We start from the raw sequence: 25,104 nt of genomic DNA, 5'->3' as shown, positions 1-25,104 counted from the left end.
TAGTGGGTTAGACTATGGGGCGTGACTAAGCCAAATACTACCCCGCGCCCCGTCCTCGTTGTGGACTTTGGCGCTCAGTACGCGCAGCTTATTGCCCGTCGCGTGCGCGAGGCCAAGATTTACTCCGAGGTTGTCCCCAACTCCGCTTCTGTAGAGGAAATTAAAGCAAAGGATCCAGCCGCTCTCATTTTGTCGGGTGGACCTTCTTCCGTATATGCCGATGGCGCCCCGGCCCTCAAGCCGGAGCTACTTGAGCTCGGCATTCCGGTTTTCGGCATTTGCTACGGCTTCCAGGCCATGAACCATGCGCTTGGTGGCACTGTCTCTTCCACCGGCGAGCGTGAGTACGGCCGTACCGATATGAATGTTAAGGGCGGTGTACTTCATGAAGGCCTGGAGGCTACCCACAAGGTGTGGATGTCTCACGGCGATGCCGTATCTGCCGCTCCCGAAGGCTTTGAGGTTACGGCCACGTCGGCCGGTGCTCCGGTTGCAGCAATGGAGTGCCTAGACAAGAAGATGGCCGGCGTGCAGTACCACCCTGAGGTACAGCACTCGCCGCATGGCCAGGAGGTGCTTACCCGCTTCCTTACTGAGGTTGCTGGCCTAGAGCAGAACTGGACGGCCGATAATATCGCCGAGCAGCTCATCGCGGATGTCCGCGCGCAGGTGGGCGAGGAAGGCCGCGCTATTTGCGGCCTGTCCGGCGGTGTGGACTCCGCTGTGGCGGCCGCACTGGTGCAGCGTGCTATTGGAGATCGCCTCACCTGTGTCTTCGTTGACCACGGCCTGCTGCGTGCCGGCGAGCGCGAGCAGGTAGAAAAGGACTTCGTTACCTCCACTGGAGCGAAGCTGGTGACTGCGGATGAGCGCGCTGCCTTCTTGGAAAAGCTGGCAGGAGTTAGCGATCCAGAAGCTAAGCGCAAGGCCATCGGCGCGGAGTTTATCCGTTCCTTTGAGCGCGCGGTTGCAGGCGTGCTTGACGACGCCCCCGCAGGCTCCACCGTCGACTACCTCGTCCAAGGCACTCTGTACCCGGACGTTGTCGAGTCTGGCGGCGGCGATGGCACGGCGAATATTAAGTCTCACCACAATGTCGGCGGTCTGCCAGATGACGTGGAGTTCAAGCTGGTCGAGCCGCTGCGCCTGCTGTTTAAGGACGAGGTACGTGCCGTCGGCCGCGAGCTAGGCTTGCCAGAAGAGATCGTTAGCCGCCAGCCATTCCCTGGCCCGGGCTTGGGTATCCGCATCATCGGTGAGGTAACCGAGGAGCGCTTGGAGACGCTACGCGAGGCAGACCTTATTGCTCGCACCGAGCTGACCAATGCCGGCCTAGATGACCAGATTTGGCAGTGCCCGGTAGTACTGCTGGCCGATGTCCGCTCCGTTGGCGTGCAGGGCGACGGTCGTACCTATGGCCACCCGATTGTGCTGCGCCCGGTGTCCTCGGAAGACGCCATGACCGCAGACTGGACCCGTTTGCCTTATGAGGTGCTGGAGAAGATTTCTACCCGCATCACCAACGAGGTGAAGGACGTCAACCGCGTGGTCTTGGACTGCACCTCCAAGCCACCGGGAACCATCGAGTGGGAGTAAAACGGCATGCGTAGAAGGCGCTCAGTTTAGTGCTGAGCGCCTTCTCGCTCGTTTTAGCGGCGGCGCTTACTCGCGCGGGGTAAACGGTGGCCGCCACACAATGCGCCCGCCCACCCGCTCGAGGCGGCCGCGTCGAGGTGGGGCGTTGGGGTCATCGTCGTTGACACCATTATGGTAAGCGCAGCACATGACCAGGTTTTTCATATTCGTCTCCCCGCCATTGCTCCACGCCTTGAGGTGGTGGACTTGGGAGAGGTCGGCCGGTTGGTTGCAGCCCGGCCAGGCGCAGCGTGGGTTTTCTCCGGCGGCCATAATGCGCTGCTTGTCATTGGCCACGCGCGCCGTGCGGTAGAGATTGACTGGACCTTCTTCGGGGTGCACGAGCGTGACGTAGCCGGTTTCTTTGTCGCCAGCAAAGCCGACGTCGTTGAGCACGCGGCGCAGATATTCGGTGCCGGTGATGGTGGCGCCATTGGTCAGATCGAGCTCGATATCATTGCCGCGGCCGTCGCGGATGCGGATGAATTTGTCTAACGGCACGATGGCATTGGTCACCACTTCTGCCCGCGCGGCCGCAGCTTGGTCAAAGAAAATCTTTTCTACCGCCTCGAGCGATTGCTTTCCAGTCGCGGCCAGCGCGGCGTTGAGATCCGCGATGAAACTAGAGGTTCCGGTGATGGCAAGCGTCCAGTAATCATTGGGGCGTCGGTAAGTGCGCACGCCTGGGCTTACGGTGTCGTCTTTCATCTCCCGCAGGCGCCGTCGGGCGTGTTTAAGGATGCGGCTCATCGAGCCGGTCATCGCGCAGCATTCCGCGCGCAGCTGCCAGGCCTGCTTTTTGCTGGGCGCGCGGTTAACAATGCGCTCGAGGGCCGTAAGGGTGGCGATGGAGTGGGTGTTGCGGCGGGCGTCGGCAATAGCGCGGCGCTGCAGGCGCGTAAATTTGGTGCGGCCGAAGTAGCTTTCGCACAAAAGCAGCAGATCGGCGGCGATGGCATCGGGCGCGCCGCGGTCCATGAGCTCGGACCCGGACATGCCTTGGCACCCAGCGATGATATCCATGCCAGGGCCCAAGGCGGTGAGGTAGGTCTCGAGTGCGTTCATGCCTGCAACGCTACGGCGCACACCCATACCGGCGCAGGGCCGGCGCAACCGCTACGGCCGATTCTGTGGATAACCCGACCCGCATACCCGCCGCGGGCCGAAAAAGCTGTGGATAACCCCGAAAAGTGTCGTTTAGATTAGGCAAACGCGAGCCGGCGCGTGCCATCCACATGGGGGAAGACGAAAAAGCTCAGCCCAAAGACCACTAGCCACACCAGCCCGGCGCCCCACGCGGGTAGGGCCACGATGGGCGCGAGCATCACCATAAGCCACAGAATCATCAGTGGCACGAGCTGCGCGATGGTGGGAACCAGAGCGACATTGCGCTTGTCGGCATAAGCGCGCATCGCACGGCGGTAGGGGTGGGCAAAGACGAGGACGAAGGCCGCCACGAGGCATACGAGCGCCCCAACCAGTGCGGCAAAGATATGCGCGCGGCTTGCCAAAAGTGCCACGGCCGCACCGATGAGGATGGACGAGCCCAAGCGCACCCATGGCGGAGTAGGGATGGGAGTGGTGTGCTCGCGCATGGCGCCGTAGGCAGCGTTGAAGTTCATGCCGCTAAGGCTACCATTCGAACATACACTTGCATGTGTCCGGGTGAGGGTTCATACTATTCGGGTGAGTCAAACGAGCGTTCGTCTAGAGAAAGCGGTGGCCGGGCTAAGTAGGTCGGACCGCGTGGCGATGCTGCGTACCCGCATGCGCGCTATGGAGCGCGGTCCGGAAGAAGAGCTGGTAGATACGCTCCCTGGCCTGGCGCGCTTGCTTCCTGCAGGTGGGCTGGCGCGCCGGCAGGTGGTGCACTGTGCGAGCTGCCCGGCGCTGGTAGTGGAGCTTATCTGTCACCTCACCGCCCGTGGCGGGTATGTGGGAGTGGTGGGGTGGCCGGATTTGCTACTCGCACAAGTGGCCGAGGAAGGCGCTATCGAACGCGTGGTAACCGTGCCGGATCCGGGCCTGGAATCCTGGATGGTGGCGGGAGTATTGGCGGAAGGGCTGGACCTTGTTGTCCACCATGGGCCGCCCGGCGAGGTGAGCCCTACCAAGGCTCGGCCGGTGCTGGCGAAGGTGCGCGGCGGGCGCGCGGCGGTGCTTACGGTGGGCACGCGCCTGCCCGGCACGGCGGTGGGGATAGGGGCGCGGGTGAGTGCCTATCGGGGCGTCGGCAAGGGCAGCGGGCGCATTCGCGGCGTGGACATGGACGTGGAGGTGACCTCGAAGCAGGGTGCCTCGCGCGGGGTGCTCACGGTGGGTGAGCGTCGCCGGTTGGAGGCCGTATGAGGGTAGCGGCCGTGTGGTTTCCGGATTGGCCCATCCAGGCCGCCGGCGGGCAGGGCCCTATGGTTATTGCGCGCAATCACGCGGTGGCGGTGTGCGATAGGAAGGCGCGCCGGGCGGGTGTTCGGCGCGGGATGCGCCTGCGCCAGGCCCAAGCGCTGTGCCCCGAGGCCGCAGTGGTGGAGGCTAACCCGGACCGGGATGGTGCGGCGTTTGCGGAGGTTGCGGCTGGTTTGGATGCGGTGGCGTCCTCGGTGGAGGTGCTGCGTCCCGGCCTGGCGATTGTGGATGCGGGCGCGGCGCTGCGCTACCACGGGGAAAAAGCACTAGAGATGCTTGTCGACGCCTCTTCGTACGCCGGCTTCGACTCCACCCTCGGCGTCGCCGATGAGATTGCCACGGCCGTCATCGCGGCCCGGCACCGCGGCGTGGGAGCGGTGGTACCAGAGGGCGGCTCGCGGGAGTTTTTGGCCACCCAGCCCATAGGCGTGCTGGCCGCCGATGAGGCCTTGGGCTTTGAGGCGGGGTTTATCGCACAGCTGGATAAGCTGGGTGTGCGGCGGCTGGGTGATTTAGCCGCGCTGCCGTTTAAGCAGGTAGCTACCCGGTTTGGTGAGCCGGGCCGGCGTGCCCACGAACTGGCCCAGGCCCGTGCGGATAGGCGCGTGGCCCCAGAGCTGGCGCGCCCGGATCTGGCGGTGGAGATGGAAGAGCGCATCGAGCGTGTGGACGCGGCGGCCTTCGCAGCCCGTCAGCTAGCGGCCCGGCTGCATGCCCGCTTGGAAGAGGCCGGCAAGGTGTGCCTGCGGCTGTGCGTGGTGGCGGAGTTTGGCACCGGTGAGGAGCTGGCGCGGGTGTGGCGCACGCAGGAAGCGCTGACGGAGCAGGCCACCGCGGACCGGGTGCGCTGGCAGCTCGATGGTTGGCTTACGCGCGCTACTGGTGAGGGCGCGGCCATTCGCCGCCTAGCGCTGGAGCCGGTGGAGGTTGCCGCCCCGTCCGCCACCGGCCTGTGGGGCGGGGAAGGATCGCAGGAGCAGGTCAAGCGCGTGATCGCCCGCGTGCAATCGCAGCTGGGGGTGGATCGTGTGCTGCAGCCGCGGGCGGTGGGCGGCCGTGGGGTGGCTGAGCGCATCGAGTACGTGCCCTATGGCGAGCAGCGCGACGCCCCGCCGCAGGGCGAGTGGCCCGGCCGCATCCCCGCACCCTTGCCCGCGCGGCTGGGAGGTGGGCCGAACCATCCGGCCGCGCGCATTCGGCTTATCGACGCCGCCGAGCGTCCCGTCTTCGTTACCGCCGAGGCCCTCCTGTCCGGGGTGCCGGTGGCCTTGAGCTGGGGTGCGCATCGTTTCCGCGTGCTGGGCTGGGCCGGTCCTTGGCCGGTGGATACGCAGTGGTGGACCGGTACTCCACAGCACGTAGCGCGTTTGCAGGTGGTGGGCCAATCCGACCACGAAGAGCATCAGCGGGCCTGGCTCTTGGTATGGTCCGGCGGCCGCTGGCGGGTTGAGGCGACCTATTAATCGCGAATATCGACCACGAGGCGGGTGGGGTTATCGAGCACCTGCACGGAATAAGGCTTGCGAGAGGTCATGCCGATGACAAATTGGCAGCGGCCCTCGTAGGTGCCGCCATTGACCACTTGGGTGACAATTCCTTCCGTAGGGGCATCCACCACGCCGATGCGGGGATCGTCCTTGCCGGCCTCGAAGGGGTAGACCACGCCGTCGATATTGACATTGAGTGCGGTCTCGCCGGAGTGGTCAATGGCCTTGCCGGAACCCTGCTGTGTGGGTGTGTCGGCGTAATCCACGAACCAGCCGGGAGCGCCGCCGCCGTCGAGCTCGAAGACGACGCGCTCAAAACCCTCGTGCCGGCCGATGCGCACGTCGGTCACCGTGAGCTCGGAGGGCGCCTGCGGCCGGAGGGTTTTCATCTCCATATTGGCCTGGCCTAGCGGATTGAGCTGGGAGTTATCCGCAGACGCGGCCATGGTGGTGGGGTCCGACTCGTGGGCAGCGCAGCCGCTGAGAAAAGCAGCGACGAGAAGCGTTGCGGCGAGACGGACTTTCAACATGTCCCCTAGGTTATATTTTCGGCCGTGAACTGTATAGCTGAGGGGGTACTTCGTGGCCGAATTGTTGCCAAGGGTGTGAGCTGAAATGCAGAAAGGTTAGGCTTAGGTATATGACCGAGTTCTGTTCAGATATCCAGGTAGAGCCGCTGCCAGGCACGGCGAAGAAGGAATCCGTCTATGTGCTTTTCGAGTGGCCGGGTGGATGGTCGCGAGACGTGCTCGACGGCGATACCTTTGGGCCGGATCTCACAGCGCAGCTCAAGACCAAGCTGAAGGGTATGGCAGGGCTGCAGCTTATTCGCCGGCCGGGCCGCAACGGCCGCCAGGTGGGCAAGATGCACCGCTGCTACCTGGTGTGGGCCGAACAGGGCGTGATGGAGCTCGTGCTGCTGACGGGCCCGGAGAAGATCCTCGATCTGGACCTGACCGGGCCTGGCCGCAATGGGGGCGGCGCTTTGGATACGCCGCTGGTGCTGGTGTGCACGCACGCGAAGCGCGATACGTGTTGTGCGGTCAAGGGCCGGCCGCTGGCTGCGGAGCTGGTGGCGGATTATCCGGATATGGTGTGGGAGACCTCGCACACGAAGGGGCACCGGTTCGCGCCGTCGGTCATGCTCATGCCATGGGCCTATTCCTTTGGTCGCATGAATAAAGAAGCCGCCGCGCAGATGATTGCGGCGGCGGCGAAGGGGAAGTATTTCTACCCGGTAAATCGCGGGCGCGGTATTTTCGGCCCGCGTGGCCAGGTGGCGGAGTTGGCGGTGGCCCGCTCGCTTATCGACGCCGGCGAGGACCTCTCCTATGGCCAGCTCACCGCCACCGACGGCGGCGAGGTCAGCCACACTGACGGCCGGCGCTGGCGCGTGGCGCTCGAGGAGCGCGAGGTAGAAGGCGTGGTCTCTTCGTGCGGCGATGCACCGAAGAAAGGCCAGGCCATCGTAGCGACCGGCGTGGAGCCGATCGCGGGGTAGGCTGCGCGGGGTGGGGGGCGGCGTCGGCAAGCGAGGGGCTAGCGGCGCATGACCTTGGAAGAAAGCCAGTTGCCCAGGAACTGGGCGGCCTGCACCAGCACGATGATGATGAGTGTGGCCACGACGGTGACTTCCCACTCAAAGGCGCGGTAGCCGTAGACGATGGCAAAGTCACCCAAGCCGCCGCCGCCGACGTAGCCGGCCATGGCGGACATATCCACGATGGCGATGAACAGGAAGGTGTAGCCCAGAATCAGCGGGCCGAGGGCCTCCGGAACGATCACGGAGGTAATGATCTTCCACGGCGAGGCGCCCATGGAGCGGGCGGCCTCGATAACACCGGGATCGATGGCCACGAGGTTTTGCTCCACCACGCGGGCCACGGAGAAGGTTGCGGCGATCACCATGACGAAGGTGGCCGGGCCGCGGCCGATGGAACCGCCCATTACAGCGACGGTCAACGGCTGGGCAAAGGCCAGCAAGATGATGAACGGGATGGGGCGGACGAAGTTCACCAGCAGGTTCACAATGACGTAGACAAACCGGTTTTGCAGGATGCCGCCCGTGCGGGTGGTGTAGAGCAGCATGCCCAGGCCAAGGCCGAGGATGCCGGAGACGATGAGGGTGGTCGAGACCATGATGAGGGTGTCGACGATGGCATCGGCGAGCGAGGGGCCGAGGCGGTCCCAGTTGGCTTGGGCGAGGTTGGTGACGGTCATCGTGCAATCTCCTCAATCTGGGTGGTGGTAGAAAGCGTGCGGTAGAACTCCTCGATGGCGTTATTATCACCGCTAAGCCGCACGGTCAGCTTGCCAAAGGAATGCTGCTGCAACGTGGTGATACCGCCGTGCACGACGGCGATGGACACGCCGGCTTCCTTGAGCCGAGCGGCGGCGGTGAAGAAGCCAGATTCCTCGGTGAGGTTGATGGTAAACAGGCGGCCTTCGTGCGCAAGCAGGTCGTCGGTTTCGACGACGTCGGGTTCGTTGCGCAGCGAGGTGGCCACGAACTTGGCGGCCACGGAGGTCTGCGGGTTGGAGAAGACTTCGTAGACGCTGCCTTGTTCTACTACGCGGCCGTTTTCCATCACGGCGACCTTATCGGCGATGGAGCGAACGACTTCCATCTCGTGGGTAATAACCACGATGGTGATGCCGAATTCCTTGTTCACCCGGCGCAGCAGGTCGAGGACTTCCTGCGTGGTGGTGGGGTCGAGGGCGGAAGTGGCTTCGTCGGCAAGCAGCAGCGAAGGGTTGGTGGCCAGCGCACGGGCAATGCCAACGCGCTGCTTCTGGCCGCCGGAAAGCTGCTCTGGGTAGCTCTTGCCCTTGTCTCCTAGGCCGACGAAATCCAGCAGCTCTTGCACGCGCTTGGCGCGCTCCTGCTTGCCGACGCCCTGCAGCTGCAGCGGGTATTCAATATTGCCGGCCGCGGTGCGCGAGTTCATCAGGTTGAACTGCTGGAAAATCATGCCGATATTGCGGCGAATGCCGCGCAGTCTCTTCTCGGACATGCCAACGATATTGGTGTCATCAAGCAGCAGCTCTCCCGCAGACGGGGTGTCCAAGCCGTTGATCATGCGTACGAGGGTGGACTTGCCGGCGCCGGAGTAGCCAATGATGCCGACAATTTCGCCGGGCTCAATGGTCATGGAGACATGGTCGAGTGCCTTAACTCGCGCCTTTTTCTGTTTAAAGATCTTGGTGATCTCGCGGAACTCGATGCGGGTGCCGCGTTGAGTGGAATCTGCCACGTGTTTGCGTCCTTAGCTAGGAAAGTGCCAAACCCCGCCGGGGGCTCCGGCGGGGTAAAAGCAAGGGTGATTAGTCCAGATCTGCTTCGAGCTTATCCAGGATCTTCTGCAGATCCTCTTGGCTGCGCTCCACCTCGACGGAGGTGCCGGCGGAGTCTTCGTCGACGCCCTCCTGGACGGCGTCGCTGTGCCATAGCTCGGCGAGCTTCTTGATGTCCTCGTTATCGGCGTCTTCCTCGCGGACGGCGAAGACATTGATGTACGGCTCTGCCTCTTCAGAGTTCGGGTCGTCCTGGAAGATGGCAGTCTTCGGATCGATGCCGGCGCGCTCCAGGAAGGAGTTATTGATAATGGCCGGGGTGCCCTCGCCGTGTGCGGACGTGGTCTGTGCCGCATCTACCGGGGTGACCTTGACCTTGGACTTCCCTTCATCAATGTCTAGCGGGGTGGGCTCCAAGTTGTCCTTGTCCTTCAGGGTGAGAAGGCCGGCCTGGACCAGCACGTTGATGGCGCGAGCCTGGTTGGTGGAGTCATTCGGGATGGCGACCTTTTCGCCCTCGATGCCGTCGAGGGAGTCGTGGTCCTTCCAGAACAGTGCCAGCGGCACGATCTCGGTAGCCACGATAGGCACCAGGTTGGTGCCGTTGCCGTGGTTGTACTCCGCCAAGAACCTCAGGTGCTGGAAGTTATTGGTATCCAGCTCGCCCTGGTCCAGAGCCTGGTTCGGGGTGTTGTAATCCGCGAAAGGCTGGATATCGATGTCATAGCCTGCGTTCTTTGCTTCCTGCTCGAACGCTACCCAGGCCTTCTTTGCGTCATCGGTGGTGCCGACTTTGATGGTCTTGGAGTCATCGGAGTCGGAAGAGCATGCCACCAGGCTGGTGGCGGCGATGGTTACGGCGGCGGTAGCAGCCACTACGCGACGGATCTGCATGGGGAATCCCCTTCTTGTAGGAGTTGAAATAATTTGTCTGTTTAGCAACTTAGCAATCAGCGAACCGCTTTGTCTATTGTGGACATCACGTCCCACCGGATTGTCTAGAACAATGATTCGATATTACGCTATGTGGAGTGAAATTTAATGGCGGAAAGGCACTGTCGTGGTCGCGGGTGGAGCGCATCCTCTCCGGCCGGGAATCTGCTGCGCCCGTACCGGTTAATCACCTTCATGGACCAGCGGATTCTGCTCGGCGCGGTTACTCCGCCGTCCCCTTTGCGGAGCTGCACGCGGTAAGTTCTTATAGCTTTCTCGACGGCGCCGCCGAGCCGGAGGAGCTGGTGGACCGGGCTGTGGAGCTAGGCCTTGAGGGGTTGGCCATCGTGGACCGCGATGGCTTTTATGGCCTGATGAAATTTGCCGAAGCCGCAGCTAAAGCAGGACTTCCCGCCGTATATGGTGCGGAGCTATCGCTCGCGGAGGCTCCGGTGACCGTGCTGGCACGCACCCCGGAGGGCTATCGCCGCCTGTCGCGCCTCATCGCGCGCGCCCGGATGGAGGCTGGGGAGAAAGATAGGGTGGTCTATCCGCCGTTAGATGAGGTGGCACGCGAACTGGAAGGGGAGTGCTTCTTTCTGGTGGGGCCGGAGGCGCTAGCAGAAATCGATAACCTGCTCGAAAGAATAAAAATAGACAGCATAGTTCTCGAATATTCGTGCAGCATGTCCCCCGAGGATGCGGATCGGCACCGTTTCCTCGATAAATACAATAACCTGCGGGCCATCGCAACCGCACGGCCCGCGGCCGCGACCCGCGACCAAGCTCGGCTCGCCGCCGCCAAGCGGGCCCTGGCCCGGCGCGAATCCCTCGCGGCCGCCGCGCCGCACGCCCACCCCATGGGGGCTGGCTGGCTGCGATCCGGCGAGCAGATGGCCCAGCTTTTGCCTGACCGGCCGGAGCTTATTGCTGAAACTGTGCGTCTGGCTCGCGAGTGTTCCTTTACCTGGGATGCGCTTGCCCCGAACCTGCCGCACTTTCCCGTTCCGGAGGGGCATACCGAGATGAGCTGGCTAGAACGCGAGGTGTGGCGCCGTGCCAAGGACCGCTATGCCTCGCGCCCAGCCGAGATTAAGCAGGCGGCGAGGAAGCAGATTGGGCATGAGTTAGGCGTCATCAAGCAGCTGGGCTTTCCCGGCTACTTCCTGATTGTCTGCGACCTGGTGGATTTTTGCCGCCGCGAGAATATTCTGTGCCAAGGCCGCGGCTCGGCTGCCAACTCCGTGGTGTGCTTTGCGCTGGGCATTACAAACGCCGAGCCCATCTCCGCGCAGCTGCTTTTCGAGCGCTTTCTCTCCCCGGACCGCGATGGCCCGCCCGATATTGATATCGACATCGAGTCCGGCCGCCGCGAGGAAGTCATCCAGTATGTCTACCGCACCCACGGCCGCGATCGCGCCGCGCAGGTGGCCAATGTCATTACCTATCGCCGCAAGGGAGCTACGCGCGATGCCGCCCGCGCGTTGGGCTACCCGCAGGGCTCGGCCGATGCGTGGTCGAAAGGTACCTCTGAGCCGCCTGCCGACGTCTCCTCTTTAGCCGAGCAATTCCTCGGCCAGCCCCGCCACTTGGGCATCCACTCCGGCGGCATGGTGCTGTGCGATCGGCCCATTGCGGACGTCGTGCCCATGGAATGGGCGCGCATGGAAAATCGTTCTGTGCTGCAGTGGGATAAGGATGATTGCGCGGCCGCTGGCCTGGTGAAATTCGATCTCTTGGGCCTAGGCATGCTGGAGGCGCTGCACCACATGATCGATGCCGTGCGCGCCACCACTGGCCGCGAGGTGCACCTGTGGGAGCTTGACCTCGCCGAGCCGGAGGTCTATGACATGCTTTGCCGCGCCGATGCGGTGGGCGTATTCCAGGTGGAATCCCGTGCGCAGCTAGCCACGCTGCCGCGCCTGAAGCCGCGCCGCTTCTTTGACTTGGTGGTCGAGGTCGCGCTCATTCGCCCCGGCCCCATCCAGGGCGGGTCCGTGCACCCCTACCTGCGCCGCCGCGATGGCCTTGAGGAGGTGACCTATGACCATCCGGTGCTGGAAAAATCCCTGGGCAAGACGTTAGGCATCCCGCTCTTCCAGGAGCAGTTGATGCAGATCGCGGTCGACGCCGCCGGTTTTTCCGGCGCCGAGGCCGATGACCTGCGCCGCGCCATGGGCTCGAAGCGCTCACCGGAAAAGATGGCCGCGCTGCGCAGCCGCTTCTTTGCCGGCCTGCGCGAGACCAACGGTATCGAGGGCGAGGTGGCAGAAAAACTGTGGACCAAAATCGTGGCCTTCTCCGCCTATGGCTTCCCGGAATCCCACTCGCAGTCCTTTGCCTCGCTGGTGTATTTTTCCGCGTGGTTTAAATACCACTACCCGGCGGAATTCTGCGTGGGCCTGCTGCGTGCACAGCCGATGGGTTTTTATTCCCCGCAGTCGCTCATCCAAGATGCCCGGCGCCACGGCGTGCGGGTGCTGCCGGTGAGTATCAATGATTCTGGTGCGCAGGCCCGCGCAACGGGGTCGGGCGAGATTCGGCTCGGTCTGAATCTCATTAAGGGGCTAGGGGAGTCTGCCGCCGAGCGGGTGGAGGCGGCCGCGCCTTTTACTAGCGTGTCCGATCTTTCGCGCCGGGCGGATCTCAGCGTGGAGCAGGTGGAAGCGCTGGCCACGGCTGGGGCATTGGAGTGTCTGGGGTTGGATCGTCGTCAAGCGTTGTGGCAGGCCGGAGTTGCCGCCACCGAGCGCGAGGGTATGCTGCCTGGCACTTCCGCGCTGGCTGCACCGCACCTGCCTGGTATGTCCGCGTTTGAGCTCATGGCTACCGACGTCGCCGCCACCGGCGTGACCCATAACCAGCAGCCGATGGAGCTGGTGCGTGCCTCGCTTGCCGACGTCCTCCCTGCCTCCCAGCTCCCCCATGTCCCCGATGGCACCCGCGTGCGCATCGCTGGCATCATTACTCACCGCCAGCGCCCGCGCACTGCTTCTGGCCTGACCTTTTTGGGCGTCGAGGATGAAACCGGCCTGATGAACGTGATGGTCTCACCCGGATTGTGGTCGCGGCATAAAGTTCTGGCCCGCACCGCCCGGGCAATGATCATCCGCGGCATCGTACAAAATGCCACCGGCGCGGTCAGCGTGGTCGCAGATAAGCTCGAGCCGTTGGACTTTGGCGAATTCCTCTCCCGCGGCTCCCGTGACTTCCGCTAGTTGCCGCCGCTGCGTAGCTCGTCCGCGTTGAGCTTATTGGCCAATTCCTTGGCTACCGCAAACGGAATCCACAGCAGCTGGATATAGATGAGCTTGGCAAAGAAGATGGCGATATTAGCCCCCGAGGTCGCTTCCTCCACCGCAACCTGCTCCGCGCCTGAGAAGCGCAGCCCACATGCGGTGGCGCCGGCGACGAGGAAGAGCACTATGGCCGTGGCCAACGCGGTTTTCAGGCCTTTGTCGCGGGCGTCGGTATGCAGGCGCAGCTCGTACTCATCCATTTCCGTAGTGGGAACGTCGAGGTGCCGAATGGACTGGCGCAGCCACGTGGTGCACGTGGTCGCCGCAATGCCAGCTATCGGCCACAGCAGATTAGACAAGCCAAGCGCGAAAAAGTGCAGGGCCGCCGCCACGATGGCCAGGCCGAGAAAAATATCGCCGGCTAGGATCAAGCGCTTGCGGCGGGAAACAGAGGCGGGAATTGTGGTAGCCATTAGGAATTCTTCCTATAGATTTCAGTGGACATAGGGGCAAATTCCTGGCGGGAAAAGATAGCCTCCACCGGAAGGTCAAAGACTTCGCAGACGCGAAAGGCTAGGTCCAGGCTGGGGGAGTGGTCCCCGCGCTCGAGGGCTCCGACGGTCTGGGGATTGACGTCGATGGCCTCAGCCAGTTGCGCGCGCGACATGTCCCGCTCGGCGCGCAGCACGCGTACCCGGTTATAAATGGGTGCGGAGGGCTTCTTCTTTGGGGACATGAGTCAAAGTATTGCATAAACCCAACGTCCTGGCAAGGGTTGTTATTCGACGCCGAAAATGTCGCCCGGCTGGCAGTCCAGTGCCGCACACAGTGCTGCGAGGGTGCTAAAGCGTACGGCTTTGGCACGATTATTCTTCAATACGGAGAGGTTGACTGGGGTGATGCCTACTTCTTTAGCGAGTGCCGCTCCGGTTATGCCGCGCTCTTCCATTATTTGGTCGAGGTGGCAGACTACCTGGGGCCCTTGTGGCTCAGACAAGTCCTTCGACCTCCTCTTCTAGCTTGCAGCCGCGCTTGATGGCGGCTGAGAAGAGCTGTAGGGCGCAGGCAAAGAGGTAAAGCAGTGTGAGCTCGCCAAATGACGTTCCGCTCTGGCTGGACCACCAGTCGATTCCCAGCTGTGAAGAGGCCCAGTTGTTGCCCATACCTTCGAGCGGGAAGCGTCCGATAAACCAGATAAGGATTCCGATGGTCATCCCGTTGAGAAAGCGAATATTTTTCGTAGTGAAGACCTGCCCGCGAAGCATGGGCTTGACCAGACGGTAGGTAAAGAACGCGATGATCAAAATAGCCGCAATCTTAACGACGAGCGCTGCGGTGAGCATCCAGAATGGTCCGCCGTCGAGGTTGTGTTTGCTTAGGCCTTCTGGGATGGCTGCGCTCAGTGCAGTGGAAAAACGTCCGGTGGCGAGGTCGCGCAGATAGGTGGGGCCCAGGATGACGATGGTAAAGAGGCTGATGGTGGCCGCTGTGTTAATTTCGCGGCGCTCGGCCTTGGAGGTGGGTTGTGGGGTGGTCATGGCAATCCTTTCCGCCGATTGTTTATCGACTCTCGATGTTGTCGTAATTCGATAATATCGATTAACGATAAGTTACGCAAGGGTATGGCCCGATTGATACTGTCAATAACTATGAGCGAAGAAATGAATCCCGTCTCGCCACGCCTGGTGACCTCGCGCTATATCCACCACCTGAGCTGGATGATTGTCCTCGCCGCGGCCGCCGGTGCGGCAGGTTTCTGGTGGACCCCGTGGTTCTACTGGGCGGCCGGGCTTTTCGTCGCCCTTTTCTTCTGGCTGCTCTGGCTCATCCCCGCCCAGGTGCGCAACATGGGCTGGCTCGAGACCGACGATGAGCTGCTTATCACTCGCGGCAAGCTCTGGCATTCCTTCACCGTGGTGCCCTACGGCCGTATCCAATTCGTCGACGTGACCTCCGGGCCCATCGACCGCGCCCTCGGGCTGAAAAAGCTGCAGCTCCACACGGCCTCAGCCAGCACGGACGCCACCATCAAGGGCCTGGAAGCCCCGCTTGCCGACGCCCTCCGCACCCGCCTTGCCCACCAAGCCCGCGAACGGATGAGCGGCCTATGAGTACCCAGCCAAGCTTCCGCCGCGTCCACCGTCTTACCCCGCTGCTGCGCCTGTGGTCAGTGATCTTGGCTCTCATCGCGGCCTTCGCCCTCAACGTCAACCTGGAGGCCTTGCGCGATATCTTCGCCTTCATCACGGGCGAGCACCGCGGCGAGGCTCTGCGCGATACCGCCTTTGCGCTCGCCGGGTTCGTTGCGGTCTGCGCGGTCGTGTGGCTCGCCTCCGGCCTATGGTGGCGCCGCATGGGCTACCAGCTCGGCGGGGACGAGCTCTCCCTGCGCCGCGGACTCTTTTCCACCCAACTGCGCACCGCGCGCTATGACCGCACCCAGGCCGTCGACGTCGTCGAACCCGTCATCGCTCGCCTTTTCCGGCTAGCGGCCGTGCGCGTAGAAACAGCCGGCGGCCAATCATCCGTCATCGAAATCGCCTACCTCAAAAAGGCTGACGCCGAAGCCCTGCGCGAGGACATCCTCGCCCGCGTTCACGGCGCACCCGCACCGGCCGCCACCGACACTGACATCGACGCAACCGCCGCCGACGCGACCGGCGCCCACACACCCGCCGAACCGGCCGAAGAACCAGCCCTCGTGCCCGAAATCCCCATCGCGCGCTCCCTTATGGCGGCCGCGTTGCGCACCTCCACGCTTTTCCTCGTCGGTTTCCTCATCCTTGTCGTGGTCACCCGGCTGCCGCTGTCGACCGCGCTGCCCATCCTCGTCGGCGCGATCCCCAACGCATGGAACGTGCTCGATTCTTCCTGGCGCTACACCGCCCGCACCGACGGCGAGGTACTCAACATCACCTACGGCCTGGCCGATCGCCGCCGCCAAAGCATCCGCCTCGACCGCATCCACGCCGTGCAAATTACCCAGCCCTTCCTCTGGCGGCCGCTGGGCTGGTACGAGGTGAGGGTTTCGGTGGCGGGGTATGGGGCGTCGGCAAGCGGCAAGGCTTCTGGCTCCACCCGCATCCTGCCAGTGGGCACCCTCGCCCAAGCTCGGCAATTCCTCCCGGCCGACGCCGCCCCCACCTACGCCTCGCCGGCCCGCGCCAAGTGGGTCTCCCCGCTGGATTACCGCCAGCAAACCGTCGCGCTCACCGGCGACTACGTCATCGTGCGCAACGGCCGGCTCAACCGCCGCGTCAAGGCCATCCACACCTCCCATATCCAGGAGCTCACCTACCGCCGCGGGCCGATTTCCCAGGCGCTCGGCCTAGCCACCGTCGACCTCGACCTAGTCCAGGGGCCCGTGCGCATGGCCGCGCGCAACCTCACGCTTGCCGACGCCACCGCACTCCTTGCCCGCCTGCGCTCCCGCCAACTGCCAGGGCTTAAACCGCCCCGTTAAATCCCAGCTGGCGCCACGCCTCGAATACGGCCGTCGACGCCGAATTCGACAGGTTCATCGAGCGCCTAGCCGGCACCATCGGAATGCGCACGCGGTCCGTCACGCGCGGATGGTTAATATGCTCCTCCGGCAGGCCAGTCGGCTCCGTGCCGAAGAGCAAGACATCGCCCTCCTGGTATTCGATATCCGTAAACCACTTATCCGTATGCGTGGTAAACGCGAAGACGCGCGCCCCCGGCAGCGCGTCCATGCAGGCCTGAAAATCCTTGTGAATCTGCACATCGGCCAGATCGTGATAATCCAGTCCAGCGCGCTTTAAGTGCTTATCGTCGAAATTAAAGCCCAGCGGCTCAATCAGGTGCAAGCTCGCGCCCGTCACCGCGGCCGTACGGATGGCGTTGCCCGTATTAGTAGGGATGACTGGGTTATCAAAGACAATGTGCAGCTGGCTCATGCCTTCAGTCTAGGATGGTGGCTATGAGCGCTACCAAACTAGATGGCACACTGTACCGCGACGAGATTTTCGCCGACCTCGCCCAGCGCGTGGCCGCGCTGAAGGACAAGGGGATTACGCCCGGCCTCGCCACCGTCCTGGTCGGCGAGGACCCTGGCTCCCAGTCCTATGTGAAGATGAAGCACCGCGACTGCGAAAAGCTCGGCATCAACTCCATCCGCAAGGACCTGCCGGCCGATATTACGCAGGAAGAACTCGAGGCCGTCATTGATGAACTCAACGCTGATGATGCCTGCACCGGCTACATCGTCCAGCTCCCGCTGCCGAAGCACCTGGATGAAAACGCCATACTCGAGCGCATCGACCCCGAAAAGGACGCCGACGGCCTGCACCCCGTCAACCTGGGCAAGCTCGTGCTCAACGAGGATGCGCCCCTGCCGTGTACCCCGAATGGCTGCTTGCACTTGCTGCGCCGCTTCGGCGTTGAGCTTGACGGCGCCAAGACCGTGGTCATCGGCCGCGGCGTTACCGTGGGTCGCCCCATCGGCCTGATGCTTACCCGCCGCAGCGAGAATTCCACCGTCACCCTGTGCCACACCGGCACCAAAGACCTGGCCGCCGAGACCTGCGAGGCCGATATCGTCATCGCCGCCGCCGGCCAGCCCCACATGCTTACTGCGGACATGATTAAGGAAGGCGCCGCGCTTCTCGACGTCGGAGTCTCCCGCGTCGACGACAAGCTCACCGGCGACATCCACCCAGACTGCTGGGACAAGGCCGGATTCGTCTCGCCGAACCCGGGCGGCGTCGGCCCGCTGACCCGCGCCTTCTTGGTGCGCAATATCGTCGAGCGCGCGGAAAAGTTGGCGTGAATCTAGACAATCCGCACGACGCCGGCCTCGCGCCCTCCCCGCTGCCGCCCGCCGCGCAGTGGGCAGCCATCGGCATCTTCGTGGCCGGCGTGGTCATCTCCGGCGGCTACGCGGCATTCGAGTACTGGCGCCGGGCCACGTTCCTCCTTGGTCTCGCCCTGCTGTGGCTCACAGTGGTTCGCCTTACCTGCGATTCCAGCCGCGTCGGCGTGCTGGCCGTGCGCTCGCGCCGCTTTGATGCCTGCTTTACCGGCCTGCTCGGCGCCGTGATGGCCTTTCTGGCCTTTTCGGTAGACTCGCTCGGCAGCTAGTTATCCACAGGCTTTTGTAGAACCATCACCCATCTCGGCCCTAAAAGGTGTAGTTCCGGCGGTTATCCACAGGCCAGCGCCCGCCACCGCGCGTCGGGTTGCGCGGCCCGCTTAGGCTCAGGGCCATGATTTCGACCTACCTGACAGCCGTGAACTCCCCGATGGTGCTCATCGAGGAGTGTGCTGGGCTGTCGGTAGAAGAGCTCGTCGATAAGGGCTTTAGCGACCGCGAAGCCGCCGAGTTCGCACGCCTTGCCGATACCTACTTCGGCTGCACCTCCTTTCGCGCCAAACAGCGCACCGCCCGCCGCACTACGCTGCCGCTCGACGCGCTAAAAATCATCGAGCACTACGCACAGAAGATGAAAACCCAGCGTGCGGCCTGGGCGCTGCGCGAGGAACTCTGCGCCCTGCGCGTTGCTACCAGCGAGATTGAAAAGCGCGCCCGCCGCCTTGTGCGCGAGGAGCGCACCACCAAGCGCTCTGAGGGCGTGCGCCTGACCCGCCGCCGCGATGACCTGTGGACGCTGACCATTACCGCTGAGTCCGAACTGGTGGCAGAGATTAATAACCATGTCTCCACCGTCGCCGATGCCCGCCGGGTCTTTTCCCAGGGTGCCGCCGCCTCCACAATCACCACCAATGTGGTGCTCACCCTCAATGAGATGGTCAAGGTCATCCACGGCGAGGACGTCACCCTGCAGCTAACCAATGGTGCGCAAATCTCCGGTGCGGACCTTGCCCGCCGCGCGCTTGCCGACGTCGGCCTTATCACCCTCATCCACCCCGTCACCGGCCCCGTAAACCTCTATCAATCGCGGCGCCGGGCTACATGGAAGCAACGCCAGATGGCGATGGCGGAAAATCCAGTGTGCCCGTGGCCCGACTGCCATACGCCAGCGGATGAATGCCAAGTCCACCACCTCACCCCGTGGCTGCTCGGCGGGGACACGAATCCCGAGAACCTCACCATGGCCTGCAAATATCACAACGGGGTCAATGATGATGACCCCAATGCGCCGCCGCGCCGCGGTCGGCTCGAGCGCCGCCCCGGCGAAGGTATCGTCTGGCGCCCGCCCTGGGCCTCACCGCCCGAAGACGGCTGAGCCCCCGTCCCGTCTCTGCTCGCCACGACCGGCCATAGGACCAGCGCAGCGTGCCGCACCGCTTATAGCTAGTGCGCGCTGCGCGGCTTTGGCGATCTCAGATGCGGCGAGCCTTTAAATCGAATACTCCGTGGGATCGCCCGCCGCAGAATCGATGCTCGGGTCCGGTTGGGAAAGGGTGAGGAAGTTTCGCAAGATGCGATCCATCTGGCGTGACTCGGTAAGAAAAGCGTCGTGGCCTACCGGGGAGACAACCTTCGCCATCGCCAGCAGGTTGCCGAGGTTGCGCGAGATGTGTTCTTGCTGGTGATACGGGTACAAGATATCCGTGTCCACGCCGACGACCATGGTCGGCACCTCGGACGAGCCCAGCGCGCGGTTAAGGCCGCCGCGGCCGCGGCCGATATCGTGGCGGTTGAGCGCCTCGGTGAGCGTGACGTAGGAGCCGGCGTCAAAGCGATCGGCCAGCTTGATGCCCTGATAATCCAGGTAGGAGTTGACGGCAAAGCGCTCATTGCGGCGGCGGTAGGGCCCGAGCGGATTCTCGCCGGTCTGGGCCTGGACACCGAAGCGCTCGTCGATTTCCTGCTCGCCGCGATACGTCAGGTGCGCAATGCGACGCGCGGCCGCCAGCCCCTCGCGCGGGCGCTGCGCAGAGGCGTAGTAATCGCCGCCATGCCAGAAGGAATCCTGCTCGATGGCCGCGATTTGCGCCGACTGGATGCCAATCTGCCAGGCGGAAGCGCGGGCCGATACGGCAATGACGCAGGCCGCATCAACGGCCTCGGGGTACATCAGCGTCCACTCCAGCGTGCGCGCGCCGCCCATCGAACCGCCAATGATGGCGTGGACGTGGGTGATGCCGAGCTCGCGGAGCGCGGCGCGCTCGGCCGCAACGAGGTCGCGCACCGACAGCGCGGGGAAGCGCGAGCCCCAGGCGCGGCCGTCGTCTGGGTGCGGGGAGGCAGGGCCGGTGGAGCCGCCGCAGCCGCCCAGTGCGTTGGTGGCGATAACGCACCACTTCGTCGTATCTAGCGCCTTGCCGGGGCCGACCAGATCGGCCCACCACTCGGCCACATTCGAATCACCGGTCAAGGCGTGTTCAACCACAATGACGTTATTGCGGCCGTGGGGATCGCCGAGGAGGTGGCCGAAGCGGTGGTAGGCAATGTGGGCGTCGGCAAGCGTGGCGCCGGCTTCGGTGTGGAAGTCGCCGATGCTAACTAGCTTCATGCCAGCGCGCTAAAGCCCAGCTCGAGGTCCGCGATGATGTCATCGATGTGCTCGATGCCAACGGACAGACGGATGGTGGACTGGGTGATGCCGGCCGCGGCAAGCGCAGGCTCGTCGGACTGGGAGTGCGTAGTGGTTGCCGGGTGCACGGCCAGGGAGCGGGTATCGCCGATATTGGCGAGGTTGGAGTGGAGCTTGAGGGCGTCGATAAACGCCCAGGCTTCCTCGCGGCCGCCGTCGATGTCGAAGGAGAGCACGGAGCCGGTGTAGGCGTAGCCGAGCTTTTCCTTGGTGGCCTTATACGGCGAAGAATCCAGGCCGGCGTAGTTGACCTTGGTGACCTTGGCGTGGCCTTCCAGGTACTCGGCAACGGCCTGGGCATTGGCATTGTGCTTTTCGACGCGCAGCCCCACCGTCTCGATTCCATTCAGCGTCAGCCAGGCGTTGAAGGGGGAGATGGCGGCGCCGGTATCGCGCAGCAGGCCGGCGCGGGCCTTGAGCGCGAAGGCTGGGGCTCCGAGATCGGCGTACTTCAGGCCGTGGTAGGCCTCATCCGGGGTGACGAAGTAGGGGAATACGGGCTCGCCGTTGCGGGTGACGGTCCAGTCGAAGGAGCCGCCGTCGATAATCGCGCCGCCGATGGCCGAGCCATTTCCGGTGTAGAACTTGGTGGTGGACACCACGACGATGTCCGCGCCGAGGTCCAGCGGCCGCGCGAGGGCGGCGGTGGCGATGGTGTTATCCACGATGAGCGGGACCTGGTTATTGTGGGCGATCTCGGCGATGGCCGGGATATCGAGAACATCGGCCACGGGGTTGCCGAAGGTCTCGCCGTAGAAGGCCTTGGTATTCGGCTGGACGGCGTCCTGCCAGGACTGCGGGTCATCCGGGTCCTCGACGAGGGTGACGTCGATGCCTAGGCGATTGAGCGTGACGGTAAAGAGGGTGGAGGTGCCGCCGTAGAGGCGCGGGGAGGTCACGATGTGGTCGCCGGCCGAGGCGAGGTTCAAAATGGCCGCGGTTTCGGCAGCTTGTCCCGAAGCGAAGGCGACGGCCGCGACGCCGCCCTCGAGGGAAGCGAGGCGCTCTTCCAGCGCGTCCTGGGTGGGGTTGGTCAGGCGGGTGTAGATGGGGCCGGCGTCGGAAAGATTGAAGCGGTTGGCCGCGTGCTCGGCGTCGTTAAAGACGTAGGAGGTGGTCTGGTAAATCGGCACGTTGCGGGCATTGTGGTGCCCATCGAGGTTTTGGCCCGCGTGTACGGAGCGGGTAGCGAAGGACCAGTCGGAATTGGAGTTATCGTATTTCGTCGTCATGCTTGGCAAGACTAGACCAAGCGGTATGTCTTGCGAGCGGGTTTAGTGAAACCTGCTGGCAGGAGCGAGAATAAAAATAGACTAAGCGGTCAGTCTCGAGTTTTATGTGGGCGTCGGAAGGCGCACGGCGGGGCTTTCGCGGCAGCGCACGTGGCCTCGTGGCTAAGAGTTTCTACGGGTGGTGATTTTGTTCCTCGAGCTGATCGGCAATGCGGCGGGTGTTTGCACGAGTTTCGTTGCTATTGCGCACGAGCTTGACCACGATGGCGATGATTCCGGCGAGGATGAGGAACGGAATGAGTATGAGTAGAAATTCAAGCGGGCCGAGGGACATTTATCACCTTTCTTTTATGGTCTTTGGGGCTACGGTATCACTCGCCTAATGCGGCCGCGACCGCGGTGAGGCTCGTGCGCAGCTCGGAGTCGCTGAGGTGGCCGAAGCCGAGGACGACGCCGTCTTCGGCGTCGGCGCCGCCCCAATAGTCGCGCAGCGGGGTGAGCTTAATGCCGCGGGCGGCGGCGCGGGGGACCACAGCCGGGTCGCACAGCAATACCGCGTGGAGGCCACCGTGGATGGGGAGGAGTTGTGCGCCTTCGATGGTGCCGAGCGTTTCGGCCACGAGGTTGCGGCGGCGTTTATAGGTGCGGCGCATGCGGCCGGTGTGGCGTCGTAAAGCGCCGCTGGCAAGATAGTGGGCGAGCGCGGCCTGGGGAATGGCACCGACGGGTTGGCCGAAGATATCGCGTACGCGGTCAACGGCCGGGCGCAGGCGCGGTGGAACGACGAGGTAGCCGCAGGCAATCGAGGGGGAGATGACCGAGGAGAAGGTACCCAGCAGCACGGTGTGTTCCGGGGCGAGCGCGGCTAGGGCGGGCAGTGGCTGGCCGACGTAGCGCAGTTCGGAGTCGAAGTCGTCCTCGATGAGGAGGGCGTCGTGTGCGCGGGCCCATTCGACGAGTTCGGCGCGCCGGGCTGCGGGCAGCGAGCCGCCGTAGGGGTATTGGTGGCTGGGGGTGACGATGAGGGCGTCGAGATCGGCCGCAGGCACGGTGACGCCGTCGGGGTCGGTGGGGATTTCCACCAACGTGTGGCCGAGAGCCTGGGGTACGCGGCGAAGGCTGGGGTAGCCGGGGGATTCCACGCCCACACGCAGGTGGCGGCTGAGGGAGCGCAGGAGAACGGAGAGGCCGTCGCGGGCGCCGGCCGTGATCAGCACGCAGGCTGGGTCCACGGTGAGCCCGCGCATGTGGCGCAGGTGCGCGGCGACCTCGCGGGGCAGATCGCCGGAGGGGTCGACGGCCGCCGCACGCCACGCGGCCCTCCATTCAGGGGTGAGGATGCCGGCGGTGTCGGGCAGGCCGGGTGTCAGCGACACCAGTTCGGGCTCAGCGGCCGGTTCGGGGGCTGGCTCCGGCCGTGGGGCACGCGCGTGGGGGAGCAGTGGGTTGATGACGGTGCCGGAGCCAACCGCGGCGGTGAGGTAGCCCTCGGCCGTGAGTTGGTCGTAGGCGGTGACCACGCTGCCTCGGGAAATGCCGAGCTGCGAAGCCAGGTGGCGGGTCGAAGGAACGCGCTCGCCGGGCAGGAGGACGCCGGCGGCGACCTGGGCACGCAAGGCGGCGGCGATTTGCACGGGCAGCGGCCGCGTATCAGAGGGATCGAGGCGAAGGGGCACGGGCCCATCATAAGTGGTCTAATCCAACACGCTGAAAATGGCTCTTGTCTTGTACCAATTATGTGGGCCACTATGGCACCTATGACTGAACAGGTAAATGAACAAGGACGCGCTACCACGCGCGTGAAGCGAGGACTGGCCGATATGTTGAAGGGCGGCGTCATCATGGACGTCGTCACGCCGGAGCAGGCGCGCATTGCGGAAGATGCGGGAGCGTCGGCCGTGATGGCGCTGGAGCGCGTGCCGGCCGATATCCGCGCGCAGGGCGGCGTGGCCCGCATGTCTGACCCGGAGCTTATCGAGGGCATCGTCGAGGCCGTGGATATCCCGGTCATGGCCAAGGCCCGCATCGGCCACTTTGTGGAGGCGCAGATCCTGGGCGAGCTGGGTGTGGACTTCATCGACGAGTCCGAGGTGCTCAGCCCGGCCGATTACGTCAACCACATCAATAAGTGGGACTTCGACGTGCCGTTCGTGTGCGGTGCCACCAACCTGGGCGAGGCGCTGCGCCGCATTACCGAGGGCGCGGCCATGATTCGATCCAAGGGCGAGGCCGGCACCGGCGACGTCTCCGAGGCCGTGAAGCACCTGCGCACGATTAAGGCCGAGATTGCCCGCCTGCGCCACCTGGACCGAGACGAGCTCTACGTCGCGGCCAAGGAGCTGCAGGCACCGTACGACCTGGTTGCAGAGGTTGCGGAGACCGGCAAGCTTCCGGTTGTGCTCTTCGTGGCCGGTGGCGTGGCCACGCCTGCCGACGCCGCCCTTGTCCGCCAGATGGGCGCCGAAGGCGTCTTCGTCGGCTCCGGCATCTTCAAGTCCGGCAATCCAGCAGCGCGCGCGGAAGCCATCGTGAAGGCTGCCACGCTTTACGACGACCCCGCAGAACTCGCCAAGCTTTCCCGCGGCCTGGGCGAGGCCATGGTGGGCATCAACGTCAACGACGTGCCTGCACCGCACCGCCTGGCCGAGCGCGGATGGTAGCCACCGTCGGGGTGCTGGCGCTGCAGGGCGGCGTCGAGGAGCACCAGCGCATTCTGGACGTGCTCGGTGTTGCTACGCGCCGGGTGCGGGTGCCGCGCGACCTGGACGGGCTCGACGGGCTGGTGATCCCGGGCGGCGAGTCGAGTGTTATCGACAAGCTGGCGCGTAGCTTCGGGCTGGCCGCGCCGCTGCGCGACGCCGCGGCCGCAGGAATGCCGGTGCTCGCGACCTGCGCGGGGCTTATCTATTGCGCCCGCGAGCTCGAAAACCCCGCGCCGGGGCAGCAAACCCTGTGGCTATTGGACGTGACTGTACGCCGCAATGCCTTTGGCAACCAGCGCTTTTCCGAAGAGCGCACGGTTCCGGTGACGGCGGGCGAGGAAACGCTCGACATTGAGGCGAGTTTCATTCGTGCCCCGCTGGTCACCCGCGTGGGCGAGGGCGTCGAGGTCATCGCGACGGTGCCGGGCGAGGACGGCGACGCGGTGGTCGGCGTGCGCCAGGGCCGCGTAACGGCGCTGAGCTTCCACCCAGAAGAAAATGGCGACGCCCGCGTGCACGCCGCCTGGCTCGACAGCTTCTAAGCATGCAGACACACCAAAGCCGCCCCGCAGCGAATCAATGAACTGCTCCCCATTAGTTGGACTGAGAAATCAGTTGCCAACAACTAGTGGGGAGCATTTTCTTTGAGAGCACGT

General features: G+C 64.1%; 27 protein-coding genes. 12 read left to right on the top strand and 15 right to left on the bottom strand.

Annotated features, from left to right (window positions below; all coding sequences use genetic code 11):
- Positions 1 to 21: 21 nt before the first annotated feature.
- Positions 22 to 1,596: a glutamine-hydrolyzing GMP synthase gene (gene guaA, locus QP884_RS10500; RefSeq protein ID WP_284821977.1), complete on the top strand. Its 1,575-nt coding sequence runs from the start codon at positions 22 to 24 to the stop codon at positions 1,594 to 1,596.
- A 66-nt stretch (positions 1,597 to 1,662) separates the two neighbouring features.
- Here guaA and QP884_RS10495 read toward each other — a convergent pair whose 3' ends face one another.
- Both QP884_RS10495 and QP884_RS10490 read right to left on the bottom strand, forming a co-directional pair.
- Positions 1,663 to 2,700: an HNH endonuclease signature motif containing protein gene (locus tag QP884_RS10495; RefSeq protein ID WP_284821976.1), complete on the bottom strand. Its 1,038-nt coding sequence runs from the start codon at positions 2,698 to 2,700 to the stop codon at positions 1,663 to 1,665.
- Positions 2,701 to 2,837: 137 nt separating this feature from the next.
- Complete coding sequence (locus QP884_RS10490) at positions 2,838 to 3,257, bottom strand: hypothetical protein (RefSeq protein WP_005322680.1); 420 nt, start codon at positions 3,255 to 3,257, stop codon at positions 2,838 to 2,840.
- Between the two features lie 130 nt (positions 3,258 to 3,387).
- On the opposite strand from QP884_RS10490, the gene QP884_RS10485 reads away from it, so the two are divergent.
- Together QP884_RS10485 and QP884_RS10480 are read left to right on the top strand one after the other, a co-directional pair.
- A complete protein-coding gene (locus QP884_RS10485) occupies positions 3,388 to 3,984 on the top strand; it encodes a hypothetical protein (protein ID WP_284821989.1) in 597 nt (198 codons plus the stop codon).
- Entirely contained in the window at positions 3,981 to 5,504 is a 1,524-nt protein-coding gene (locus tag QP884_RS10480; protein WP_284821975.1) for a DNA polymerase Y family protein, read from the top strand. Before QP884_RS10485 ends, QP884_RS10480 begins: the two co-directional genes overlap by 4 nt.
- Here QP884_RS10480 and QP884_RS10475 read toward each other — a convergent pair.
- Positions 5,501 to 6,058 carry an AMIN-like domain-containing (lipo)protein gene (locus QP884_RS10475; protein ID WP_284821974.1) on the bottom strand — a complete coding sequence of 186 codons (558 nt, stop codon included), beginning with the start codon at positions 6,056 to 6,058 and terminating at the stop codon, positions 5,501 to 5,503. The two genes, QP884_RS10480 and QP884_RS10475, sit on opposite strands and share 4 nt — an antisense overlap.
- 110 nt (positions 6,059 to 6,168) lie before the next feature.
- On the opposite strand from QP884_RS10475, the gene QP884_RS10470 reads away from it, so the two are divergent.
- A complete protein-coding gene (locus QP884_RS10470) occupies positions 6,169 to 7,029 on the top strand; it encodes a sucrase ferredoxin (protein WP_284821973.1) in 861 nt (286 codons plus the stop codon).
- A 38-nt stretch (positions 7,030 to 7,067) separates the two neighbouring features.
- Here the strand turns inward: QP884_RS10470 and QP884_RS10465 are convergent, their stop codons facing one another.
- From QP884_RS10465 to QP884_RS10455, 3 genes are all read right to left on the bottom strand, one after another.
- On the bottom strand, positions 7,068 to 7,748 hold the full coding sequence (locus tag QP884_RS10465) for a methionine ABC transporter permease (protein ID WP_005322670.1): 681 nt from the start codon (positions 7,746 to 7,748) through the stop codon (positions 7,068 to 7,070).
- On the bottom strand, positions 7,745 to 8,782 hold the full coding sequence (locus QP884_RS10460) for a methionine ABC transporter ATP-binding protein (protein WP_284821972.1): 1,038 nt from the start codon (positions 8,780 to 8,782) through the stop codon (positions 7,745 to 7,747). Before QP884_RS10460 ends, QP884_RS10465 begins: the two co-directional genes overlap by 4 nt.
- Before the next feature lie 70 nt (positions 8,783 to 8,852).
- Positions 8,853 to 9,716 (bottom strand): MetQ/NlpA family ABC transporter substrate-binding protein, encoded by an 864-nt coding sequence (locus tag QP884_RS10455; RefSeq protein ID WP_284821971.1) that lies wholly within the window; start codon positions 9,714 to 9,716, stop codon positions 8,853 to 8,855.
- Between the two features lie 137 nt (positions 9,717 to 9,853).
- Here QP884_RS10455 and QP884_RS10450 point away from each other — a divergent pair, with 137 nt between their 5' ends.
- The gene (locus tag QP884_RS10450; protein ID WP_284821970.1) at positions 9,854 to 12,973 is read left to right on the top strand and encodes an error-prone DNA polymerase; all 3,120 of its coding nucleotides are present in this window, start codon (positions 9,854 to 9,856) and stop codon (positions 12,971 to 12,973) included.
- Here QP884_RS10450 and QP884_RS10445 read toward each other — a convergent pair.
- From QP884_RS10445 to QP884_RS10430, 4 genes are read right to left on the bottom strand one after another with little or no spacing between them, the layout of a single operon-like run.
- Positions 12,970 to 13,467, bottom strand: a complete 498-nt coding sequence (locus QP884_RS10445) for a hypothetical protein (protein WP_284821969.1) — start codon at positions 13,465 to 13,467, stop codon at positions 12,970 to 12,972. The two genes, QP884_RS10450 and QP884_RS10445, sit on opposite strands and share 4 nt — an antisense overlap.
- On the bottom strand, positions 13,467 to 13,730 hold the full coding sequence (locus tag QP884_RS10440; RefSeq protein WP_005322660.1) for a helix-turn-helix transcriptional regulator: 264 nt from the start codon (positions 13,728 to 13,730) through the stop codon (positions 13,467 to 13,469). The genes QP884_RS10445 and QP884_RS10440 overlap by 1 nt, the downstream gene beginning before the upstream one ends.
- A gap of 42 nt (positions 13,731 to 13,772) precedes the next feature.
- Positions 13,773 to 13,991, bottom strand: coding sequence for a helix-turn-helix domain-containing protein (locus tag QP884_RS10435; RefSeq protein ID WP_255632123.1), 219 nt, complete (start codon positions 13,989 to 13,991; stop codon positions 13,773 to 13,775).
- On the bottom strand, positions 13,984 to 14,532 hold the full coding sequence (locus tag QP884_RS10430; RefSeq protein ID WP_284821968.1) for a hypothetical protein: 549 nt from the start codon (positions 14,530 to 14,532) through the stop codon (positions 13,984 to 13,986). Before QP884_RS10430 ends, QP884_RS10435 begins: the two co-directional genes overlap by 8 nt.
- 111 nt (positions 14,533 to 14,643) lie before the next feature.
- On the opposite strand from QP884_RS10430, the gene QP884_RS10425 reads away from it, so the two are divergent.
- On the top strand, positions 14,644 to 15,105 hold the full coding sequence (locus tag QP884_RS10425; protein WP_179387420.1) for a PH domain-containing protein: 462 nt from the start codon (positions 14,644 to 14,646) through the stop codon (positions 15,103 to 15,105).
- On the top strand, positions 15,102 to 16,457 hold the full coding sequence (locus tag QP884_RS10420) for a PH domain-containing protein (RefSeq protein WP_284821967.1): 1,356 nt from the start codon (positions 15,102 to 15,104) through the stop codon (positions 16,455 to 16,457). Before QP884_RS10425 ends, QP884_RS10420 begins: the two co-directional genes overlap by 4 nt.
- Here the strand turns inward: QP884_RS10420 and QP884_RS10415 are convergent.
- Positions 16,441 to 16,911, bottom strand: coding sequence for a tRNA (cytidine(34)-2'-O)-methyltransferase (locus QP884_RS10415; protein ID WP_005322648.1), 471 nt, complete (start codon positions 16,909 to 16,911; stop codon positions 16,441 to 16,443). The two genes, QP884_RS10420 and QP884_RS10415, sit on opposite strands and share 17 nt — an antisense overlap.
- A gap of 23 nt (positions 16,912 to 16,934) precedes the next feature.
- Here QP884_RS10415 and QP884_RS10410 point away from each other — a divergent pair, with 23 nt between their 5' ends.
- The 3 genes from QP884_RS10410 to QP884_RS10400 all read left to right on the top strand — a co-directional run bounded on the left by QP884_RS10410 (position 16,935) and on the right by QP884_RS10400 (position 19,200).
- Positions 16,935 to 17,783 carry a bifunctional methylenetetrahydrofolate dehydrogenase/methenyltetrahydrofolate cyclohydrolase gene (locus tag QP884_RS10410; RefSeq protein WP_284821966.1) on the top strand — a complete coding sequence of 283 codons (849 nt, stop codon included), beginning with the start codon at positions 16,935 to 16,937 and terminating at the stop codon, positions 17,781 to 17,783.
- Positions 17,780 to 18,094, top strand: coding sequence for a DUF3017 domain-containing protein (locus QP884_RS10405; RefSeq protein ID WP_284821965.1), 315 nt, complete (start codon positions 17,780 to 17,782; stop codon positions 18,092 to 18,094). Before QP884_RS10410 ends, QP884_RS10405 begins: the two co-directional genes overlap by 4 nt.
- A gap of 125 nt (positions 18,095 to 18,219) precedes the next feature.
- Positions 18,220 to 19,200 (top strand): HNH endonuclease signature motif containing protein, encoded by a 981-nt coding sequence (locus QP884_RS10400; protein WP_284821964.1) that lies wholly within the window; start codon positions 18,220 to 18,222, stop codon positions 19,198 to 19,200.
- A gap of 114 nt (positions 19,201 to 19,314) precedes the next feature.
- Here QP884_RS10400 and metX read toward each other — a convergent pair whose 3' ends face one another.
- The 4 genes from metX to QP884_RS10380 all read right to left on the bottom strand — a co-directional run bounded on the left by metX (position 19,315) and on the right by QP884_RS10380 (position 23,422).
- A complete protein-coding gene (gene metX, locus QP884_RS10395) occupies positions 19,315 to 20,433 on the bottom strand; it encodes a homoserine O-acetyltransferase MetX (RefSeq protein WP_284821963.1) in 1,119 nt (372 codons plus the stop codon).
- Positions 20,430 to 21,746 carry an O-acetylhomoserine/O-acetylserine sulfhydrylase gene (locus QP884_RS10390; protein ID WP_284821962.1) on the bottom strand — a complete coding sequence of 439 codons (1,317 nt, stop codon included), beginning with the start codon at positions 21,744 to 21,746 and terminating at the stop codon, positions 20,430 to 20,432. Before QP884_RS10390 ends, metX begins: the two co-directional genes overlap by 4 nt.
- Positions 21,747 to 21,918: 172 nt before the next feature.
- Positions 21,919 to 22,080, bottom strand: coding sequence for a hypothetical protein (locus QP884_RS10385; RefSeq protein WP_239278052.1), 162 nt, complete (start codon positions 22,078 to 22,080; stop codon positions 21,919 to 21,921).
- Positions 22,081 to 22,117: 37 nt separating this feature from the next.
- Positions 22,118 to 23,422, bottom strand: coding sequence for a PLP-dependent aminotransferase family protein (locus QP884_RS10380; RefSeq protein ID WP_239278051.1), 1,305 nt, complete (start codon positions 23,420 to 23,422; stop codon positions 22,118 to 22,120).
- Positions 23,423 to 23,503: 81 nt separating this feature from the next.
- Between QP884_RS10380 and pdxS the strand changes: the two genes are divergently transcribed.
- Both pdxS and pdxT read left to right on the top strand, forming a co-directional pair.
- Complete coding sequence (pdxS, locus tag QP884_RS10375) at positions 23,504 to 24,406, top strand: pyridoxal 5'-phosphate synthase lyase subunit PdxS (RefSeq protein WP_040424867.1); 903 nt, start codon at positions 23,504 to 23,506, stop codon at positions 24,404 to 24,406.
- A complete protein-coding gene (pdxT, locus tag QP884_RS10370; RefSeq protein ID WP_284821961.1) occupies positions 24,400 to 24,990 on the top strand; it encodes a pyridoxal 5'-phosphate synthase glutaminase subunit PdxT in 591 nt (196 codons plus the stop codon). The genes pdxS and pdxT overlap by 7 nt, the downstream gene beginning before the upstream one ends.
- Positions 24,991 to 25,104: the final 114 nt, after the last annotated feature.

This window comes from Corynebacterium tuberculostearicum (assembly GCF_030229345.1).
Lineage (GTDB): Bacteria > Actinomycetota > Actinomycetes > Mycobacteriales > Mycobacteriaceae > Corynebacterium > Corynebacterium tuberculostearicum_G.
Note: the sequence above shows the minus strand (reverse complement) of the source record. Positions and strands in the feature narration are given on the sequence as shown.

What these genes read in the sequence shown, in the direction of transcription:
- pdxT (WP_284821961.1), top strand. Translation starts at nt 24,400, where the DNA reads ATGGTAGCCACCGTCGGGGTGCTGGCGCTGCAGGGCGGCGTCGAGGAG.
- QP884_RS10420 (WP_284821967.1), top strand. Translation starts at nt 15,102, where the DNA reads ATGAGTACCCAGCCAAGCTTCCGCCGCGTCCACCGTCTTACCCCGCTG.
- QP884_RS10425 (WP_179387420.1), top strand. Translation starts at nt 14,644, where the DNA reads ATGAGCGAAGAAATGAATCCCGTCTCGCCACGCCTGGTGACCTCGCGC.
- QP884_RS10410 (WP_284821966.1), top strand. Translation starts at nt 16,935, where the DNA reads ATGAGCGCTACCAAACTAGATGGCACACTGTACCGCGACGAGATTTTC.
- QP884_RS10385 (WP_239278052.1), bottom strand. Translation starts at nt 22,080, where the DNA reads ATGTCCCTCGGCCCGCTTGAATTTCTACTCATACTCATTCCGTTCCTC.
- QP884_RS10390 (WP_284821962.1), bottom strand. Translation starts at nt 21,746, where the DNA reads ATGACGACGAAATACGATAACTCCAATTCCGACTGGTCCTTCGCTACC.
- QP884_RS10465 (WP_005322670.1), bottom strand. Translation starts at nt 7,748, where the DNA reads ATGACCGTCACCAACCTCGCCCAAGCCAACTGGGACCGCCTCGGCCCC.
- QP884_RS10475 (WP_284821974.1), bottom strand. Translation starts at nt 6,058, where the DNA reads ATGTTGAAAGTCCGTCTCGCCGCAACGCTTCTCGTCGCTGCTTTTCTC.
- QP884_RS10455 (WP_284821971.1), bottom strand. Translation starts at nt 9,716, where the DNA reads ATGCAGATCCGTCGCGTAGTGGCTGCTACCGCCGCCGTAACCATCGCC.
- QP884_RS10470 (WP_284821973.1), top strand. Translation starts at nt 6,169, where the DNA reads ATGACCGAGTTCTGTTCAGATATCCAGGTAGAGCCGCTGCCAGGCACG.
- QP884_RS10440 (WP_005322660.1), bottom strand. Translation starts at nt 13,730, where the DNA reads ATGTCCCCAAAGAAGAAGCCCTCCGCACCCATTTATAACCGGGTACGC.
- QP884_RS10415 (WP_005322648.1), bottom strand. Translation starts at nt 16,911, where the DNA reads ATGAGCCAGCTGCACATTGTCTTTGATAACCCAGTCATCCCTACTAAT.
- pdxS (WP_040424867.1), top strand. Translation starts at nt 23,504, where the DNA reads ATGACTGAACAGGTAAATGAACAAGGACGCGCTACCACGCGCGTGAAG.
- QP884_RS10430 (WP_284821968.1), bottom strand. Translation starts at nt 14,532, where the DNA reads ATGACCACCCCACAACCCACCTCCAAGGCCGAGCGCCGCGAAATTAAC.
- QP884_RS10400 (WP_284821964.1), top strand. Translation starts at nt 18,220, where the DNA reads ATGATTTCGACCTACCTGACAGCCGTGAACTCCCCGATGGTGCTCATC.
- metX (WP_284821963.1), bottom strand. Translation starts at nt 20,433, where the DNA reads ATGAAGCTAGTTAGCATCGGCGACTTCCACACCGAAGCCGGCGCCACG.
- QP884_RS10490 (WP_005322680.1), bottom strand. Translation starts at nt 3,257, where the DNA reads ATGAACTTCAACGCTGCCTACGGCGCCATGCGCGAGCACACCACTCCC.
- QP884_RS10495 (WP_284821976.1), bottom strand. Translation starts at nt 2,700, where the DNA reads ATGAACGCACTCGAGACCTACCTCACCGCCTTGGGCCCTGGCATGGAT.
- QP884_RS10445 (WP_284821969.1), bottom strand. Translation starts at nt 13,467, where the DNA reads ATGGCTACCACAATTCCCGCCTCTGTTTCCCGCCGCAAGCGCTTGATC.
- QP884_RS10485 (WP_284821989.1), top strand. Translation starts at nt 3,388, where the DNA reads ATGCTGCGTACCCGCATGCGCGCTATGGAGCGCGGTCCGGAAGAAGAG.
- QP884_RS10480 (WP_284821975.1), top strand. Translation starts at nt 3,981, where the DNA reads ATGAGGGTAGCGGCCGTGTGGTTTCCGGATTGGCCCATCCAGGCCGCC.